The organism is Paenibacillus hebaui, from assembly GCF_051934385.1.
In the GTDB taxonomy this organism is placed as follows: domain Bacteria; phylum Bacillota; class Bacilli; order Paenibacillales; family Paenibacillaceae; genus Paenibacillus.
The window spans coordinates 6,115,528-6,131,866 of the sequence record NZ_CP196836.1; the positions used below are offsets into that span (position 1 = coordinate 6,115,528).

The 16,339-nt window shown below is 47.4% G+C and carries 17 protein-coding genes; 5 read left to right on the forward strand and 12 right to left on the reverse strand.

All coding sequences use genetic code 11. The features are described 5' to 3' along the window. Window positions 1-100: 100 nt before the first annotated feature. The gene (locus tag ACR32F_RS27820) at window positions 101-1,291 is read left to right on the forward strand and encodes a cation:proton antiporter (RefSeq protein WP_440112805.1); all 1,191 of its coding nucleotides are present in this window, start codon (window positions 101-103) and stop codon (window positions 1,289-1,291) included. A gap of 310 nt (window positions 1,292-1,601) precedes the next feature. On the opposite strand, the gene ACR32F_RS27825 is transcribed toward ACR32F_RS27820, so the two are convergent. The 10 genes from ACR32F_RS27825 to ACR32F_RS27870 all read right to left on the reverse strand — a co-directional run bounded on the left by ACR32F_RS27825 (window position 1,602) and on the right by ACR32F_RS27870 (window position 10,648). Further along, window positions 1,602-2,087 carry a DedA family protein gene (locus ACR32F_RS27825; protein WP_440112807.1) on the reverse strand — a complete coding sequence of 162 codons (486 nt, stop codon included), beginning with the start codon at window positions 2,085-2,087 and terminating at the stop codon, window positions 1,602-1,604. Window positions 2,088-2,100: 13 nt separating this feature from the next. Next, window positions 2,101-2,646 carry a CDP-diacylglycerol--serine O-phosphatidyltransferase gene (gene pssA, locus ACR32F_RS27830; RefSeq protein ID WP_440112809.1) on the reverse strand — a complete coding sequence of 182 codons (546 nt, stop codon included), beginning with the start codon at window positions 2,644-2,646 and terminating at the stop codon, window positions 2,101-2,103. 20 nt (window positions 2,647-2,666) lie between these two features. After that, the gene (locus ACR32F_RS27835) at window positions 2,667-4,424 is read right to left on the reverse strand and encodes a sensor histidine kinase (RefSeq protein WP_440112811.1); all 1,758 of its coding nucleotides are present in this window, start codon (window positions 4,422-4,424) and stop codon (window positions 2,667-2,669) included. Further along, window positions 4,421-5,101, reverse strand: a complete 681-nt coding sequence (locus ACR32F_RS27840) for a response regulator transcription factor (RefSeq protein WP_440112813.1) — start codon at window positions 5,099-5,101, stop codon at window positions 4,421-4,423. Before ACR32F_RS27840 ends, ACR32F_RS27835 begins: the two co-directional genes overlap by 4 nt. 241 nt (window positions 5,102-5,342) lie before the next feature. Beyond that, window positions 5,343-6,155 (reverse strand): bifunctional hydroxymethylpyrimidine kinase/phosphomethylpyrimidine kinase, encoded by an 813-nt coding sequence (gene thiD, locus ACR32F_RS27845; RefSeq protein ID WP_440112815.1) that lies wholly within the window; start codon window positions 6,153-6,155, stop codon window positions 5,343-5,345. Window positions 6,156-6,260: 105 nt separating this feature from the next. Continuing rightward, window positions 6,261-6,959: an ABC transporter permease gene (locus ACR32F_RS27850; RefSeq protein WP_440112817.1), complete on the reverse strand. Its 699-nt coding sequence runs from the start codon at window positions 6,957-6,959 to the stop codon at window positions 6,261-6,263. Then, window positions 6,952-7,875 (reverse strand): ABC transporter ATP-binding protein, encoded by a 924-nt coding sequence (locus ACR32F_RS27855; protein ID WP_440112818.1) that lies wholly within the window; start codon window positions 7,873-7,875, stop codon window positions 6,952-6,954. Before ACR32F_RS27855 ends, ACR32F_RS27850 begins: the two co-directional genes overlap by 8 nt. Window positions 7,876-8,001: 126 nt before the next feature. After that, entirely contained in the window at window positions 8,002-8,934 is a 933-nt protein-coding gene (locus tag ACR32F_RS27860) for a sensor histidine kinase (RefSeq protein ID WP_440112819.1), read from the reverse strand. Next, on the reverse strand, window positions 8,931-9,596 hold the full coding sequence (locus ACR32F_RS27865) for a response regulator transcription factor (protein WP_440120036.1): 666 nt from the start codon (window positions 9,594-9,596) through the stop codon (window positions 8,931-8,933). Before ACR32F_RS27865 ends, ACR32F_RS27860 begins: the two co-directional genes overlap by 4 nt. A gap of 209 nt (window positions 9,597-9,805) precedes the next feature. Beyond that, complete coding sequence (locus ACR32F_RS27870) at window positions 9,806-10,648, reverse strand: DegV family protein (protein ID WP_440112821.1); 843 nt, start codon at window positions 10,646-10,648, stop codon at window positions 9,806-9,808. Window positions 10,649-10,956: 308 nt separating this feature from the next. Here ACR32F_RS27870 and ACR32F_RS27875 point away from each other — a divergent pair, with 308 nt between their 5' ends. The 4 genes from ACR32F_RS27875 (at window position 10,957) to ACR32F_RS27890 (ending at window position 14,293) form a co-directional block, all read left to right on the forward strand. Further along, entirely contained in the window at window positions 10,957-11,733 is a 777-nt protein-coding gene (locus ACR32F_RS27875) for an ABC transporter permease (protein ID WP_440112823.1), read from the forward strand. Further along, window positions 11,730-12,530: an ABC transporter permease gene (locus tag ACR32F_RS27880; RefSeq protein WP_440112825.1), complete on the forward strand. Its 801-nt coding sequence runs from the start codon at window positions 11,730-11,732 to the stop codon at window positions 12,528-12,530. The genes ACR32F_RS27875 and ACR32F_RS27880 overlap by 4 nt, the downstream gene beginning before the upstream one ends. Before the next feature lie 21 nt (window positions 12,531-12,551). Then, window positions 12,552-13,520, forward strand: coding sequence for an ABC transporter ATP-binding protein (locus ACR32F_RS27885; RefSeq protein ID WP_440120037.1), 969 nt, complete (start codon window positions 12,552-12,554; stop codon window positions 13,518-13,520). A 95-nt stretch (window positions 13,521-13,615) separates the two neighbouring features. Further along, on the forward strand, window positions 13,616-14,293 hold the full coding sequence (locus ACR32F_RS27890) for a succinylglutamate desuccinylase/aspartoacylase family protein (RefSeq protein WP_440112827.1): 678 nt from the start codon (window positions 13,616-13,618) through the stop codon (window positions 14,291-14,293). A gap of 94 nt (window positions 14,294-14,387) precedes the next feature. On the opposite strand, the gene ACR32F_RS27895 is transcribed toward ACR32F_RS27890, so the two are convergent. Together ACR32F_RS27895 and ACR32F_RS27900 are read right to left on the reverse strand one after the other, a co-directional pair. Then, window positions 14,388-14,795, reverse strand: coding sequence for a MerR family transcriptional regulator (locus tag ACR32F_RS27895; RefSeq protein WP_440112829.1), 408 nt, complete (start codon window positions 14,793-14,795; stop codon window positions 14,388-14,390). A gap of 25 nt (window positions 14,796-14,820) precedes the next feature. Continuing rightward, window positions 14,821-16,302, reverse strand: coding sequence for an alpha/beta hydrolase family protein (locus ACR32F_RS27900; RefSeq protein ID WP_440112831.1), 1,482 nt, complete (start codon window positions 16,300-16,302; stop codon window positions 14,821-14,823). Window positions 16,303-16,339: the final 37 nt, after the last annotated feature.

A 16,339-nucleotide genomic window follows, 5' to 3' on the forward strand; every position in this document is an offset into this window, starting at 1 on the left:
CCAATGTCGTTTTATGCCTTTTTTGTTGTTTTTTGACTTGGAATGAAACGCCCTTGGACAGGTAATTCTATAAACGCAACTGCTGGAGAGGAGTACATCTATGGAATTTATTTTGGTTCTTGCGCTTATTTTGATTTTCACCAAACTTGCTGGTGATTTGTCCGTCAGATTGGGCCAACCTTCAGTATTAGGAAAGCTGATTGTCGGTGTCATTCTCGGACCTGCGCTGCTGGGCTGGGTTCAACAAAGTGATTTTGTCCATTATATGGCCGAAATTGGAGTACTTTTGCTTATGTTCATTGCGGGACTTGAGACAGATTTGGAGCAATTGAAGAAAAATTGGAAGGCAGCCTTCGCTGTTGCTGTAGGTGGTATTATTTTACCATTCATTGGAGGATATGGATCTTCCATTGCTTTCGGCATGTCCCAGACACATGCACTGTTCTTTGGACTATTGTTCTGTGCCACTTCCGTCAGCATTTCGGTTCAGACACTGAAAGACATGGATCAACTCAGCTCTCGAGAAGGTACAACGATACTCGGTGCAGCTGTCGTCGATGATGTCCTGGTCGTCGTCATCCTTGCTGTTATGATGAGCTTGCTTGGTACGGGTGGAGGAGACACTTCGATCTCTCTGCTGATTGGCAAAAAGCTGTTATTCTTTGTTGTTATCATCGCCGTGGGCTGGTTAGCTGTTCCACGCATTATGAAATGGATGGCACCACTGAAGGTAACGGAGACCGTCATCACGGCGGGCCTGATTATTTGTTTCGGATTTTCCTATTTTGCAGAGTGGATGGGCGTTGCGGGTATTATTGGTGCCTTTGCCGCAGGAATTGCGGTATCGCAAACGTCCTTCAAACATGAGGTGGAGAGCAAAGTGGAACCCATCGCATACGGAATTTTTGTTCCGGTATTCTTTGTAAGTATCGGCTTGAATGTGACTTTTGACGGGGTAGGCTCACAGCTCTGGCTGATCGTGGTGATTAGTATCATCGCCATTCTAACCAAGTTAATTGGGGGCGGGCTCGGTGCAAGACTTACCGGATTTGACCGTTCCTCTTCCCTGGCTATTGGTGCAGGCATGATATCCAGAGGTGAGGTCGCGCTCATTATTGCTTCAACCGGACTTGCTGCCGGATTGCTTGATCCAGAGTATTTTACCAGCGTCGTCATTATGGTCATCGTTACCACGCTGGTCACACCGCCGCTTCTCAAAATCACCTTTGCACGCAAAAAAGGGGAAACCCGCGTTGAACAAGGTATTGAGAAATCACATTTAAATGGCTAACGGAAAACGTTATACTTGTTTCTAGAAAAGAAACCTAGGTCGTGAAGCACACGCCGCTTTGACACTTTTTCGCCTTCTATTCATGAAGGTCGGAAATGGTCGGAGCGGCTTTTTGCGTTTTATAAATCCGTGAGAAATCTCAACCATTTACATCCAGAGTGGAAGGTTCAAGACTTTCATAACGTTCGATCGTTATCTTGGTTTGGCTTATCTGCTAGGTTATTCTTTAAAGTTCGATACATACAAAAAAGACCGCTCCGTATAACAAGAGGTCTTTATCTTCGCCTGTTTCATCACAGGCTGTCCCATTCTAAGTTAACACACCGACGTAAAAACCGATCGATATAAAGACAACACACCATATAAATGCACCGATTCCAGAGAATATCACATATCTCCCCATAGCCATGCGGCTAATCCCGGAGAAGCAGCACATCAGATGGCGAATGCCTGGAATGAAATAGCCCAGAATGATGGACCAGTACCCGTATTTCTGGAACCAGGACTCGACCCTGGCCAGTCGTTTGGCGTTGACCCCGACCCATTTTCCATACTTCTCCACAAGCGGCCTACCTGCCCTCTTGCCAATCGTATAACTGAGTAGTCCTCCGGTAAATGCTCCTCCAAAACTGACGGCAATGGACACTGAATAGTCCAGCACCGAGATGGAAGCGAGATAACCGACAAAGGTCATCATCACCTCATCCGGAATAGGCATACCTATAACGCCAAGAGCCAGTAATCCGTAGATTGCGAAATATCCATATTGACCAATAAATTCTTTTGCTAATTCCATACTGACTCGCTCCTTATTTCGGTTCCACAATATCCTTCTCATGAGGGGCAAGCACTTGTTTTAGAGAGGGGAATCGGATTTGACTAACCATTAGAACGGATAATACAACAATGACAAGATAGGCTACACCATGAGTGAAATAAGGACTCCATAGCGCGAAAAAGGACATTAGACCACCCGCAAACGTAATGGGCATGCCAACAAAACCATGACTTGCTGTCTTCTGACAATTGTAACGAGCGAGACGCAATGCCCCACAAACCGGGAACAATGCCGTCAGCGCCATACCCAGCGTACTTACTTCGGTCATAGAATTCAGATACAGGATCAGTACTGGTGCTGTTCCGAACGAAATAACATCAGCCAGCGAATCCAGCGCTTTGCCGAATTCACCCTCACAATGCAATTTACGGGCTGCGTATCCATCAAACAGATCAAAGAACATCGCTACCCATATCAACGTTACGGCTAGAGCAAACTCACCATGAATAGCCATAACGATAGCCAGCATGCCTGAGGTTAGATTACCTAAGGTAAGAATAGACGGTAAAGATTTCATAGACTTGACTCCCCTTCATACTAAGCATTAGGAAAAATAATATAAAAACGGACTCCGTCCGGCGTGTTCTCCACCCCATAGCTACATTCATGCAGATCGAGAATTTGTTTCGCAATGGCCAGGCCCAGCCCGGTCCCCCCCATTTTGCGATTGCGCGAGCGCTCCACCCGGTAGAACCTCTCCCAAATAAACTGGCGTTCGGCTTCCGATATCTGCTCACCCTTGTTCTCAATCGAGATCCGAACCCGACCTTCCGGTCTGGTGATCTCAATCATTATATCGGTCTTTGGAACGGCATGACGTATAGCATTCATCATCATGTTATATATAACTTGTTCCAGCTTGCTGCGATCTCCCTCAACGGTCTGCTCTGTTGTGGAGACAAGCACAACTTCCAGCTCTTTTCCCTTCAGCTGCGGACCCAGTCGTCCAGCAATATCTTCAATCATGTCTCCAAGCGGCACAGCACCTTTGTTCAGCTTGACTGCTTGGGACTCCAGCCGGACCAAATCCAGCATTTCTTCTACCATGGTTTCCATTTTGACTGTTTCATCGGCAATGATCTCAATATAGCGCTCTCGTTTGCTCTCACTTACACCATCCTTCAGTCCTTCAGAATATCCCTTAATGATGCTAATAGGCGTCTTAAGTTCATGCGAAGCATCGGCAAAGAATTTACGCTGTCGCTGCTCGATCTGCTGTTTCATTTCCATATCCGTACGCATCTGATTGTTCGCCTGCCTTAACTCTTCCAGTGTCTGACCCAATGTGCCAGACAGAGCATTCAGACTATCGGACAGACTGCCAATTTCATCATTGCGCCGAATCGGCGATTTCACAGTAAAGTCAAGTGTAGACATCTTTTTGGCAACATGATTCAACGCCAGCAAGGGCTTCGTAACAATTCGGGACAGAAGCAGCGACAGGAACACAATCAAAATAAATGCCCCGATACCAAAATACGCATAGAATAACCGCGTTGCATCACTTGCCTCCCTCATTTCCTGCAGGGACGTAAGCGTAAAGATCAGTTGCTGCTGGGATCCGCTGCTGTGTACCGGAGCAATAGTAATGACATTGCGTACCCCACTCCAGCTGTCCGTCCATTCTTCATTGAGCATTTTACCGTTCGCCAGACTGAGCTGGTCTTCTGTAGAGAGCGGAAACCGACTGCCCAATGCCTGCACCAGCAAGCCTTGCCTCTGACTCCACGTCGCCAGATTGGGAAGAACAACTTCGGTTAATACACCCGACCATTCCTGTACCGGTTCAGTCAATTCCTGAAAGCTTTCTGTCCCCCATGCGGAAGAGCTCGCGTCTTTGATCTCGAATGGATAGACCATGGGTTCTTTCAAGCCGCTGGCGGGGCCCGTCACTGTCAGTTCCTGCCCGTATTTCATATGGGATGTAATCCAACCCGCATTCTCACTATTGATAAACAGGGAAAGGGACACCTTCACCCGACTACCGTCCTTTTGGAGCAGCGTAATGTGAAACGGATCATTAACCAGCTTACCTGTGTTCGTCAGGATCACCAGATGTGACTGATTCTGACGCATAAATTTCCCGGTTTCCTTGGCGAGTTGCACATCATTCCACTGCTCGGTTGAATACTGTTGCTCGAAGTTGGACAATTTTTTCTTGATGCTACTAATCTTCTGATGCTGATAGAAGTCAGGAAACCAGATCAACTGAGCAAACATCGTCGTCCCATACAGAAGGATCAGGAATCCCGCCATCACCAGAAACAGCTTCATCGTTACGCCATTTCGTCTCATGCTTCAGCCTCGAATCGATATCCGGTGCCGATAACTGTCCGGATACACTTGGCTTCATCGCCCAGTTTGCTGCGCAGTTTCTTAATATGTGTATCCACGACACGAGAATCACCATCAAAATCATATCCCCAGATCCGATTCAAAATCGCTTCCCGGGACAATACAATGCCCGCATTCCGTGCCATATATAACAACAGATCATATTCTTTGGGAGCAAGTTCTACTTCGGCTCCATCTTTCTCCAGCCGCCGTGCCCACGGATCAAGGGTTACCTGTCCAAAGCGGATCACACCCTGCTCTCTTCCAACTGCACCTTCAACACGCTTCATTAATGTTTCTGCGCGTGCCACCAGTACACGAGGACTGAACGGCTTCGTCACATAGTCATCCACGCCAAGTTGGAAGCCATGAATCTTATCATCATCTTCCGATCTGGCAGTCAGCATTATAATAGGTACGGTGGACCGGGAACGAATATGCCCGCATAACGTCCATCCGTCCATTTCGGGCATCAAAACATCCAGAATGACCAGATCAACTTCATGCAGATCCAGTAATTCTAACGCCTCTACCCCATGTTCTGCTTCGATCACGTTCCATTGTTCTTTTATGAAATAATCGGCCACAATCTCACGAATGCGGCTTTCGTCTTCCACCAGGAGCACTGTTCTGACCATGGCCGACTCTCCTTTTAGCATTCTGTTGTTAACATAACGATTTTGTGTGTCGTTCATGTGTCCATCTATTTTCTGGAACGAACCCCACCTTATATACTATCAATATATACCAAAAGTTACTAAATTCTATAATTTTCCGTAAAAAAATAGCTGTCCATGAGCAAGCTTCTGCTCTATTGACAGCTACTTCAGGCTGAATCCCAAGTTTTCTCCGGGATCATGCGCTACATGCACACATCACTTAACGTTGATGTTCCAGACGGTGTGCCAGATGCAGCGTTGGGCCAACAAAGCGGTTCAGCGGGAATCCGCCGGCAATCGCTTTGGTCACGAAGGCTTTGCCTTCACGAACAGCCTCTTTCACGGTAAGACCGCGCGCCAAACCTGCGGTAATGGCCGCAGAAGTTGTGCAGCCCGCACCATGCGTATACCCGGAGCCGACAACATCAACTTCAAACCATTCATAGTTTGTTCCGTCATAGAGAAGATCCATCGCTTTGCCTGGATTAATCACGCCTCTGTCCTTAATCAGGACATGCTTCGCCCCGTGACCATGAATTGTAGCTGCCGCAGCTTCCATCTGCTCCTTGGAGCGGATCGGTCCGCTCTTCGCCAGTTGGGATGCTTCGAACAGATTAGGTGTAACCAGATCGGCACCTGGCAATAGGAATTCAATCATCGCTTCCGTATTTTCAGGTTGCAGTACTTCGTCCGTACCTTTGCAGACCATAACCGGATCGATAACGATCTGTGGCAGGCCGCTACGGCGGATGTGCTTCGCCACCAGCTCAATGATGTCTACAGAACCCAGCATCCCCGTCTTCATGGCATCGAAACCGATACCGTCCAGAACCGTGCGCAGTTGAGCCTCCACTACATTCAATTCCACAGGGAAGACCTGGTGATCCCACGTATCAGGCTCCATCGCCACAACAGTGGTCAGCACAGTCATGCCGTACACACCAAGCTCCTGAAAAGTCTTCAAATCGGCTTGAATCCCTGCACCACCGCTTGTGTCCGAGCCGGCTATTGTTAATGTTTTTGGAATCGTCATGGTAGTTGCATTCTCCTTCGTCTTTCAGTTGACATTATCCTATCCCTTGTACGAGCGGATGTCAATGGCATCTGAAGCCATACGAAGTATGGTTTCCCGGCGAATTCAGTTCACATCTTTCGTCTCCAGACGAACCATCGACAGTGAAGCAATCCACAGACCGATTGCACTGAGTGTCAGAGGAATCACGATTATCGTGTTAATCGACACAACAGGTCCATTGAAATTTGAACATACAACCAGAACAAGCAGAATGGATGAGACCAATGTAGTCGTGACTGAATGTTTACGCATACCGAAGAATAATGGAATCAGAGCCATACTCGCAGCAGATAGTGAACTCATGGTGTATTTTACCAGAAATCCCGATATATCAATAAATGTCAATGAACCAGGGATGAAGGAGTAGACATGGTTTAAGGTCAGCAGGAGTGCCCCCATCAACAGATCGCTGAACATAATCATCACAAATGTAAAAACAAACACGATAATCAGTTTGGCAGCAATGATTTTATGCCGTTTGATGGGATAGGTGAACATGACGTTCATCGTTTTATTTTTATACTCACTGATGACTAGCTTGGATAATAGTGCTCCTGCAAATATGATAAAGGTGGCTCTGGCGAATGTATCAATAATCATGAAGGAGGACTGATAATCGGCAAAGGCATAATCTTCTGCACCCCTATCTGTAAACCCGAGTAGAAGCAGAAACAGAAGAAGGGCTAGATTGGCAATACCTGCGCCTGTCAGATATCGTGCAAACTGTTGCTTCCGCAATTCAAGCTTGATCAGTTTAAGCAACCTCTCCATCCCCTTTCATCAGGTTCATGAAGTGTTCTTCCAATGAATGTGCCCGCTTGGAGATCGATTCGATCTCAACGCCATGCTGGATCAGCTTGGTTGTTAATTCCGATGCAGCGATTCCCGAATCATAGACACGTACAGTGCGGTCATCGATTATTTTATAATTTTTCAACCCAAGTTGATGTTCCATGACATAGGTTGCTTTACGAATATCTATCGCCTGCAGCTCAATATATTCACTTTGGCTTCCACGGATGCTGTCCATTGATACTTCTTCGACCAGACGTCCGCTTCGAATAACCCCAATCGTGTCCGCAACCTGTTCAATTTCGCCAAGGATGTGGCTGGAGATTAACAAGGTCATTCGATACTGGGAACTGAGACGTTTGAACAGGTCGCGCATCTCTTTGATCCCTACAGGATCAAGCCCATTAATCGGTTCATCCAAAATGAGCAATTCCGGTGTTGTGATTAATGCGCGAGCAATACCCAGACGCTGTTTCATCCCCAGAGAAAAATCACGTACAGGCTTCTTACCTGTGTCCTTCAGACCTACATTTTCCATCATGTCGTTGATGACCTTTTTGTTATGGAATCCCATGTATTCACAATGAAGATCCAGATTTTCCTTAGCGGACAGCTTATCGTAGAAAAAAGGATATTCAATGATGCTACCCATTCGCTTCAGCAGTTCATAGGACGCAGGAGTCAGTTTTTCTCCGAATAATTCAATCTCGCCTGCCGTCGGTTTGACCAGGTTGGTCAGCATTTTCATGAGTGTTGTTTTTCCTGCCCCATTCGGACCAAGAAACCCATAAATCTCCCCTTGCTTGATATTCATGTTGACGTTAGATACAACCTCTGCGCCTTTATATACTTTGGTGACACCTATGGTTCGTGCGATATAAGCCATCGTTCCTGTTCTCCTTTACCCTTCCTGACGGGTTCTTATATCTGTATTGTAAAGAGAAAAGTCTTCTTTTTTATTAATCAAATCTTACAAAAATCTTAAGTTTGATAGGAGACACTCCATAATCAGCTAACAAGCTTTTAATGATACTGAAAATATAGTTCGTTTATAGGGCACACTATGTAACTCAATCCTTCCACCCATCCGCTCCACCAGCCGCTTCGTAATGGTCAGACCCAGACCGCTGCCCTGATAGAGACGATTGCGGGAATCCTCCAGCGTATACATGCGTTCGAACACACGACTGTGCTCACTTTCGGGAATACCCTTTCCTTGGTCCCAGATCTGTAACGTCACGGGTCCACCTAGCGAATGATCAAGTGAAAGACCCAGCACCTTACCCTCTGCTCCATACTTCATTGCATTGGTAATCAGATTATCCAGCACACGATCCAGTGCTTCTTCATTCCCTTGCACGAAGACATCGTCTGCCGGAATCGCCAGCTCCACCTGCAATTCCAGATGGGTCAACATTTCATAAAAAGAGAGCATCTTCAATCGGCACAATTCGCTTAGATTCACCCTTGTCAGTATCAATTCCGTGTCTCCGGATTCCAGCTTCGCCAGGTCAAAAAAGGAATGAATCAAACGTAGCACTTCCTGCGCCTTATCCTGTATTTTCTCCGTCATAACCTCCCGTTCCTGACCGGTCAATGATGGGCTGTGCAGCAAGGTCTCACTATAGCCAAGTACGACTGTGAGGGGGGTCTTCAAATCATGTGAGATGTTCGAGAGCATATTGCGCATCTCTTTCTCCTGATTCGCATATCCCGCTTCAGCACGATGTGCGTGATCCAGCAGTTGATTCATGTCCTTCAGCAGCTGACTGATTTGGGCATCGCTGTTGAATACGAGCACCCGTTCAAAGGTTTCCTTGTCCAAAATAGTGGTTATTTTTTGATGAATGTAAGACAGGTGTTTGCTGCGTTTGTGTAGCCTTACTCCCAATACGATGACTGCAATGGCCAGAATACCTGTAGAGACGGCAAAAATCAGTGTCATGACTGCTCCGCCTCCAGCTTATATCCGATGCCCCACAGTGTCTTGATGTACTGGGGAGCCGAAGGATCAGCCTCCAGTTTCTCACGCAGACGACGCATATGTACGTTAATGATATTCTCGTCACCATAATAATGATCGTTCCAGACCGAAGCGTAGATCTGAGCCTTGGTAAATACTTTGCCAGGATGAGTAACAAAAAGCTTTAAAATGCCAAATTCCTTGGAAGTGAGCCTTACGGGTGTCCCTTCACGCTCCACCTCGTACGTCTCCATATCCACCACAAGCCCTCCGATCTGAATGCGCTGATCTCTGGCTACTTCAGCCACGGGCTGAGCGGTATAATTGGCGCGGCGAATCGCAGCCTTGATGCGGGCAGTTAGCTCGATTAATGAGAACGGTTTGCTCAAGTAATCGTCTGCGCCGAAGCCCAGACCCAGTGCTTTGTCCACCTCCCCATCCTTTGCAGACAGAATGAGCACAGGCACCAAGCTGACTGCCCGAATGGTTTGCAGCACATCCATCCCACTTTTGCGGGGGAGCATCAAATCCAGAATAACCAGATCATAGCCAGGTTGTGATTGGCTGAACTGACGTTCTGCCTCCATGCCGTCATATGCGTAAGTGACGTCGTATCCCTCTTTTTCCAAATAAGGCCCGACCATTTCACTAATTGAGCGATCATCTTCAACAATCAACAAGCGGTGACTTGACACAGGGTTCTCCTCCAAACATGAACATTTTTCTTTATTACCTCACAGTTTGCTAGAATTGGCAATGAAATACGAAAAACCCGGCGGAATTGCCACTTCATTATAAAGTGGTCTTCCTGCCAGGTCTATAAGATGGATGTATCTCTATCCTATATCTATCTCTATACGTTCTCGCTTCGTATCCAGCACAGTCCAATGGTTCCTGCACCAGCATGAATACTTACCACAGGGATGAAGGGCATAATTTCGGTCTTCAATCGAGGGAGCAGATCCGCAATCTGTTGTTTGATGGTGACCGCTTCTTCCTGATTGTTGGCATGCATGATGCATACGTGTTTTACTTTCCCCATGTCCAGCTTGAGCATATCCAGCATACGCTGCTTCGTGCGCTTGAAGGTACGAATTTTCTCATTCACGACCACTTTGCCCTCTTCGAATCTGAGCAACAGATGAATCTTCAACAGTTGACTAATAATAAGCTGCGTGCCCGATACACGACCACTCCGATGAAGATGCTGGAGGCTGGCCGGTATGAGGTAAAAGGACATGTTATCAATCATCTGTTCAATATTCACTTTGATCTCGGCAACCGTACAGCCTTGCTTCTGCCATTCCAATCCTTGTAAAATCATCTCGCGAAGAGGATAGGCGCCTGCCCTTGAATCAATTGCGGTCACCGCCACCCCTGCAATCTCTGCAGCCTGCATCGATGTATGCAGCGTTCCACTAAGTGCAGTAGAGCAATGAATCGTGATGACCTCATCGTACTGGTCTTTCAACGACTCATACAGTTCAATGAACTCGCCAATGGGCGGCTGCGAGCTGCTCGCACGCGATGCCTTCCCCAGTTTCTCGTAGAAAAATTCAGATGACATGTCTTCCGTTTCCCGGTAACATTCTTCTCCAAATACGATGCGCAACGGCACGATGTAGACATGATTCTGCTTCGCAAAATCGGGATCAAGTGTACTCGTACTATCAGTGACCCATGCAATTTTCTTCATGACATCCTTCTCTCTTGCCGGATTGTGTTCGTTCTATTTCCTCAAGCGTCAGGTACAAGCCCGGCGGTATAGTTAAAATTTAAATATTTCATTTTGTAAACGTTTGTAACCTTACACTCCAATTATAAATGAACGGACAGACCACTGTCTTGTGGCGCATTGATGAACAGCCTTATAAATCCCGTTATTTGCTAAAAAAATGTCTTGCCTGTGAAGGAATAAATTGGTATGCTGTTGTCCTTCTCTCTTTTTTCGCCTTGGCTGAAGTGAACGGAAACGCCGTTCAAACCACTTATCGGAGGTGTCACATGCTTTATTTCACTCTGGCTTCCAAAGCCTACTCCCGGAACCTGCAATACCGCGGGGCCCACATGGTACATAACCTGGCAAGCGCCATATTCGGTTACATGTATGCCTGTCTATGGATCGGCATCGGGGCCGACCACTCTCTTGGGGAATACGGAACACAGGGGATGATCAGTTACATTGCGTTTACGCAAGCCTCTCTCTGGATCTCAGGTTTTCTCACCAACGGACTGGGTATTCCCTTAACCGTCAGGACAGGGCAGATCGCGTTAGATCTGATGAGGCCGGTTCATCTGTTCCCCCACCTAATGGCGCGCGAATGGGGGCAGATCGCCTACCAGTTCGTGTACAAAAGTATTCCGATCTACCTGCTCTTCTCCATTGTTTTTTCCCTGCAATGGCCCTCGGAAGCTTCGACCCTGCTATTTGCCGCAATTGGTCTTGCCGGCGCATCCTACTTATCCATCTGTATGAATTACATCATTGGTGTCACCGCGATCTGGACGACGGAATCCTCCTGGCTTCACTGGGGCAATCATGCCATGGTCAATCTGCTCGCTGGCTTTTTCATTCCACTGGAATGGCTTCCTGACTGGTTAGAACAACTTGCCTGGCTATCACCCTATCCTTTCCTGCTCTATGTTCCCACTCGCATCTACCTTGGTTACGAAGATGGCTCCTTATTATGGGGAACCTTGCTTTGGTGCTTTTTCATGACCTTGATCTGTCTCGCTATCACCCAAGTGATGCGACGTAAAGTGGAGGTGCAGGGTGGATGAAACGAACTTCCTGGTTCACCATATATAAAATGCTCATTCGAACAAGCATCCGCAGCCGGATGCAGTACAAGTTCAATTTCATACTGGCGTCCGTTCTGGCCGCATTGATTCAAATCTCCGAGTTTCTTATGGTTGCTCTTGTGCTGCATAAATTCGGAGCAATTAAAGGCTGGTCACTTCATGAGATTGGTTATCTTTTCGCCATCATGACGTTATCCAAAACCGTATACCGGACATTCGGCAATGAAGTGCATCATCTGGAAAAATATCTGGTTGGCGGTGAGCTGGATCAACTGTTGACCCGCCCGATGCCTGTACTGCTCGCTCTGTTGCCGCAGAACTTCCGCATTATGGCTGGGGAAGTTCTGCAAGGCGGCTTCATTCTCTGCTGGTCTCTGGCAGGCATGATGCAGAGCGGACAGATTGGCTGGATAGCCATTCCATTCTCCCTGTATATTATCCTGACTGGGGCAGTCATTCTCTTTTCCATCGGACTTGCTACAGCCACACTCGGATTCTGGACCACACGCATAGAGGAATTACAGACGATCACTGAAGATGCAGCACGAACGGCTGCCCAATATCCGCTAACATTATATCCCAAATGGATGTCTGGCATTCTGTTAACGGTAATCCCGATGGGATTTGTCAACTATATTCCGTCACTCTATCTGCTGCGGGGTCAAGGAGGAGCGTGGGTTCTTGTTGCGGTTGCTGCTGTAGCTGCCCTCTGTCTTGCCGCCAGCCTGCGCTTCTGGAAATTCGGTATCACCAAATATCAAAGTACAGGGAGTTAAGGAGGCAAGTAGGTCATGAATATGATTACAGCAAGACATCTGCAAAAGGAATTCAAAACCCCGGTTGTACACAAAGGACGATTTTCCGGGCTGCGTACGTTATTTTCACGCGAGTATCTGTCCAAAGAAGCAGTGCGAGATATTAGCTTTGACATTGATGAGGGGGAGTTTGTGGGATATATCGGTCCAAACGGAGCCGGCAAATCGACCACCATTAAAATGCTGACAGGCATCCTGCACCCTACTTCGGGCGAAGTACTGCTTGGTGGCATGAATCCACACCAGAATAGACGTCGAGCCGTGGGACGTCTCGGTGTCGTGTTTGGACAGCGGAGTCAACTCTGGTGGGATCTGCCCGTGAAGGATTCATATGATATTCTGGCCGAGATGTACGGGGTCCGTGCCGAGGACAAAAAGAAACGGTTGGCCCAGTTCGCCGAGCTGCTGGATCTTGAATCCTTCTGGGCCACGCCTGTTCGCAAGCTCTCACTTGGACAGCGAATGCGTGCCGATCTCGCAGCTTCCATGCTGCATGATCCGGAATTGCTTTTTCTCGATGAACCGACCATTGGACTGGATGTGAACGCCAAGCGGAACATTCGTCAGTTTTTGCGCACATTAAATGAAGAGTTTGGCAAAACGATTTTGCTGACTACGCATGATATGGATGATATTGAACAGTTATGCAGTCGGGTGATGGTTATTAATCACGGTCAACTGACGTATGACGGAACCATCTCATCGCTTCGCGAAACGATTGGACTGCCTACGCTGATCCGGGTTACATACCGGGGGACGTTTCATATCCCCAACGTTGTGTCGTCCGCTATTCACATTACAAGTGTCGAAGGCCAGGTCGTTACGGTCGAGGTGAATCGAAAGGAATGGAGTACGATGGACATTCTGAAACAGCTGGAACACTGGGGCGAGATTGAAGATGTGGAGATGAAAGAACCGGATTTCGAAGATATTATTCACCGGGTGTACTGATTCGCCTATTTTACTCCGATCTGGATGAGGGCCTGTTCGGTTGCCGTTACAAGCGGTAAGGACTTGACGTACTGTAGTAACGGAGGTGAAGTATTATGCTTGTCACAAAGCACAACCTCGCTGCATCCAGCGCACACGCCACCCCCTATTACATGGTACGTGGCATGATGCCTGGACCTGTGGTATTCGTGACATCCGGCGTCCATGGTAACGAAACGGCGAGCATAGCAGCTGCAAAGAAGCTTGCAGATGACTGTGCCACAGGACGGCGGAACATGACTCGTGGACTGCTCATCATTATTCCACTGGTTAATCAGAAGGCTTATCGAAGCAAAAGCCGGGGCAAACCTGACTTGAACCGTACGTTCCCTCGTCGTCTCTCTGGCAAAGCCAAACACCCCCTTGCCTCAGCCGTCTTTCAGCTTGCCCGTCAATATGAACCCGACTGGTGGCTGGATCTGCATGAAGCTAACGGATTATCTCAACGCAGTTCGCGGGTGTTAGGACAAACCTTAATCACCAATCCAGGCAGCAAAGCTGTGCCCGTATGCAGAAGAGTTATTGAGCGGATGAACCGATCAATCCCCATACGTGACCAGCACTTCAACCTGAAGCAGCACGAACTGCCGGGATCTGCTCGCACAACTGCTGCACGCCTGCTTCAGTCTCGCTCGGTTACGGTAGAGACCTGCTGGAGTCTGAAGCGCTCGGTGCGCATCAAGTATCAGACGGAAATCATACACTATTTTCTGCGAGAAGCAGGTTTGTACTAAATGAGTTGGAACCTAAAAAACACCTTCAAGAGAAAACACTCACGCTTATGCGTTGAGGGTTAACTTCGAAGGTGTTTATTGGATACAGACTGCACTAAGCCTCCGTATCTCCCTTATTGATTCTGAAAGACTGAATGTAGTTGTGGATATCATCTTCTGGCGTTTTGAGCAATCTGGCAAGATGGATCTGCATCTGTTCGAGGTGATCAATATGCTTTTGAATGTCAGCGATTCGGTCACGGACCCGTATTTTTAACGTATCACTTTCCATGTCCTCCTGGCTAAGCAGCTGCAGGGTCTCTTGTATTTCCTTTAAAGAGTAGCCCAGCGACTGGGCATCCTTAATGAATTTAATTTTGACCAGATAATCCTCAGTATACACCCGGTATCCATTGGAGGAACGACGGGGAGCGGGCAGAATCCCGCTGTCCTCATAATAACGGAGGGTTGCCATACTTACACCGGTACGCTTAGCCAGCTCTCCTCTTGTCATGGTTTCCATAGATACCCTCCATCCTTCTGCGGGGTTATTCCGCTTTTTTGTGATGTAGCTTGGTATACTTGGTGTCATAAGTGGCCTCAGGAAATTGGGATGAAGAGCCTTCTAACAATGGCTGCTCTTCTCCTTTGAGGTAACGATCAAAGAATGCCAGCGTATATGATCTGGTGATATCTACATTATGTTCCGCTGTTATGCCTCTGGCAAACATTTTCGGTGAAATTAACGAAATATCCGTAAAGCTTTGATGAAAGAAATTCTCCACTGTCAGATAATAGGTGTCATTGAGACTGCTTGTCATCACTCGATACAAATCCGGCTCAAACTCGGGATAAAATACTTTATCCTTGGCAGTGGCGTCCGGGTCCAGACTTTTGGCTGTCCCACCCGACATGATATACATAAACGGCTGTTTCAAGGCTGTCGTGGATACTTTACCCCAGAATCCGCCTTCCAAACTAAGTCCTGCTTTGAAACGGTCATCCTGAGCCAGCGCTTCCGCCGTGGTTGCACCGCCGTAGGAGTGACCAAAGATACCGACAGAATCCAGATCAAGCTTGCCTTCGAGCAATTGATTCGGATCATGTGAATTCCACTGCGTGAGAGTGTCCAGTACAAAGCTTGCATCCTCTGCACGAATACCTATACCTTTTATATTATATTGATATAGTTCTTTGGAGGTTGGGAAGTCAGGGTCCGGCTGATAAGAAGCGACATGGCCATCCGAGAATGTAACTTGTGCGGATGTATACGGATGGTCGATACCAACCACAATGTAGCCGTGGCTCACGAGTTCCTCGATCGCGGTCATACTTTGAAAGCGAGTAGAACGTATCCCTGGTGAAAACAGTAATACAGGATACTTGCTCTGAGCGGCAGATACCTCAGCACCTTTAACAACATGTGTCGGAATCGTGTCAAGGTAACTGAATACCACTGGTGGAATGCCAAATACCAGACTGATCGCCTCTCCCAACTCGGCAGGATAATGCTCTAGCGGCAATCCTTTGGCTGTTTCCTGATCTACAGGATACCAGACGTTGATCATGAGTTCCCGCTTATCTCCCACTTCATCCGATTTGGTCTCTTCCCGGGAATCATCCGTTAACTGCTGCGAAAAGGTTCCTATGGCAAATGAACCCGTCGATTCGGGCATCGTGAATGCAGGGAAAAACGACGTCAGCACAATTGTACCTGCACTAAGAGCCAGCACCAGAATGGATGCCAAAATGATTTTGAACCACGATCGACGTTTCTGTTTCTGTGTATTCTGAATATTGCGCCCGGACTTCCATAATTGAACGGACAATACAATCAGTAAAACAAGGGCCACGATATAGGTAGGCAGCAACTGCACACGAAAATGATCAATTACCCCATGCAAAAGGATAGCCAGCGCCAGTGCCGACAACGTACCGCCCCCCACTACCCGGCGTTTGGGAGCCACCAACATGACCACTGCACTAATAACTGTCATGATTACTAAAATCCATTCCAAAATTCTCATCATTTAACCTCCAATATTCTTGATAAATCAAGAATAAACC

Excerpts from the sequence above, each read along its gene's own strand:
- thiD (WP_440112815.1), bottom strand. The coding sequence starts at position 6,155 with ATGACGATTCCAAAAACATTAACAATAGCCGGCTCGGACACAAGCGGT.
- ACR32F_RS27900 (WP_440112831.1), bottom strand. The coding sequence starts at position 16,302 with ATGATGAGAATTTTGGAATGGATTTTAGTAATCATGACAGTTATTAGT.
- ACR32F_RS27895 (WP_440112829.1), bottom strand. The coding sequence starts at position 14,795 with ATGGAAACCATGACAAGAGGAGAGCTGGCTAAGCGTACCGGTGTAAGT.
- ACR32F_RS27860 (WP_440112819.1), bottom strand. The coding sequence starts at position 8,934 with ATGACACTGATTTTTGCCGTCTCTACAGGTATTCTGGCCATTGCAGTC.
- ACR32F_RS27855 (WP_440112818.1), bottom strand. The coding sequence starts at position 7,875 with ATGGCTTATATCGCACGAACCATAGGTGTCACCAAAGTATATAAAGGC.
- ACR32F_RS27885 (WP_440120037.1), top strand. The coding sequence starts at position 12,552 with ATGATTACAGCAAGACATCTGCAAAAGGAATTCAAAACCCCGGTTGTA.
- ACR32F_RS27875 (WP_440112823.1), top strand. The coding sequence starts at position 10,957 with ATGCTTTATTTCACTCTGGCTTCCAAAGCCTACTCCCGGAACCTGCAA.
- ACR32F_RS27820 (WP_440112805.1), top strand. The coding sequence starts at position 101 with ATGGAATTTATTTTGGTTCTTGCGCTTATTTTGATTTTCACCAAACTT.
- ACR32F_RS27840 (WP_440112813.1), bottom strand. The coding sequence starts at position 5,101 with ATGGTCAGAACAGTGCTCCTGGTGGAAGACGAAAGCCGCATTCGTGAG.
- pssA (WP_440112809.1), bottom strand. The coding sequence starts at position 2,646 with ATGAAATCTTTACCGTCTATTCTTACCTTAGGTAATCTAACCTCAGGC.
- ACR32F_RS27880 (WP_440112825.1), top strand. The coding sequence starts at position 11,730 with ATGAAACGAACTTCCTGGTTCACCATATATAAAATGCTCATTCGAACA.
- ACR32F_RS27870 (WP_440112821.1), bottom strand. The coding sequence starts at position 10,648 with ATGAAGAAAATTGCATGGGTCACTGATAGTACGAGTACACTTGATCCC.
- ACR32F_RS27865 (WP_440120036.1), bottom strand. The coding sequence starts at position 9,596 with ATGGTCGGGCCTTATTTGGAAAAAGAGGGATACGACGTCACTTACGCA.
- ACR32F_RS27835 (WP_440112811.1), bottom strand. The coding sequence starts at position 4,424 with ATGAGACGAAATGGCGTAACGATGAAGCTGTTTCTGGTGATGGCGGGA.
- ACR32F_RS27825 (WP_440112807.1), bottom strand. The coding sequence starts at position 2,087 with ATGGAATTAGCAAAAGAATTTATTGGTCAATATGGATATTTCGCAATC.
- ACR32F_RS27890 (WP_440112827.1), top strand. The coding sequence starts at position 13,616 with ATGCTTGTCACAAAGCACAACCTCGCTGCATCCAGCGCACACGCCACC.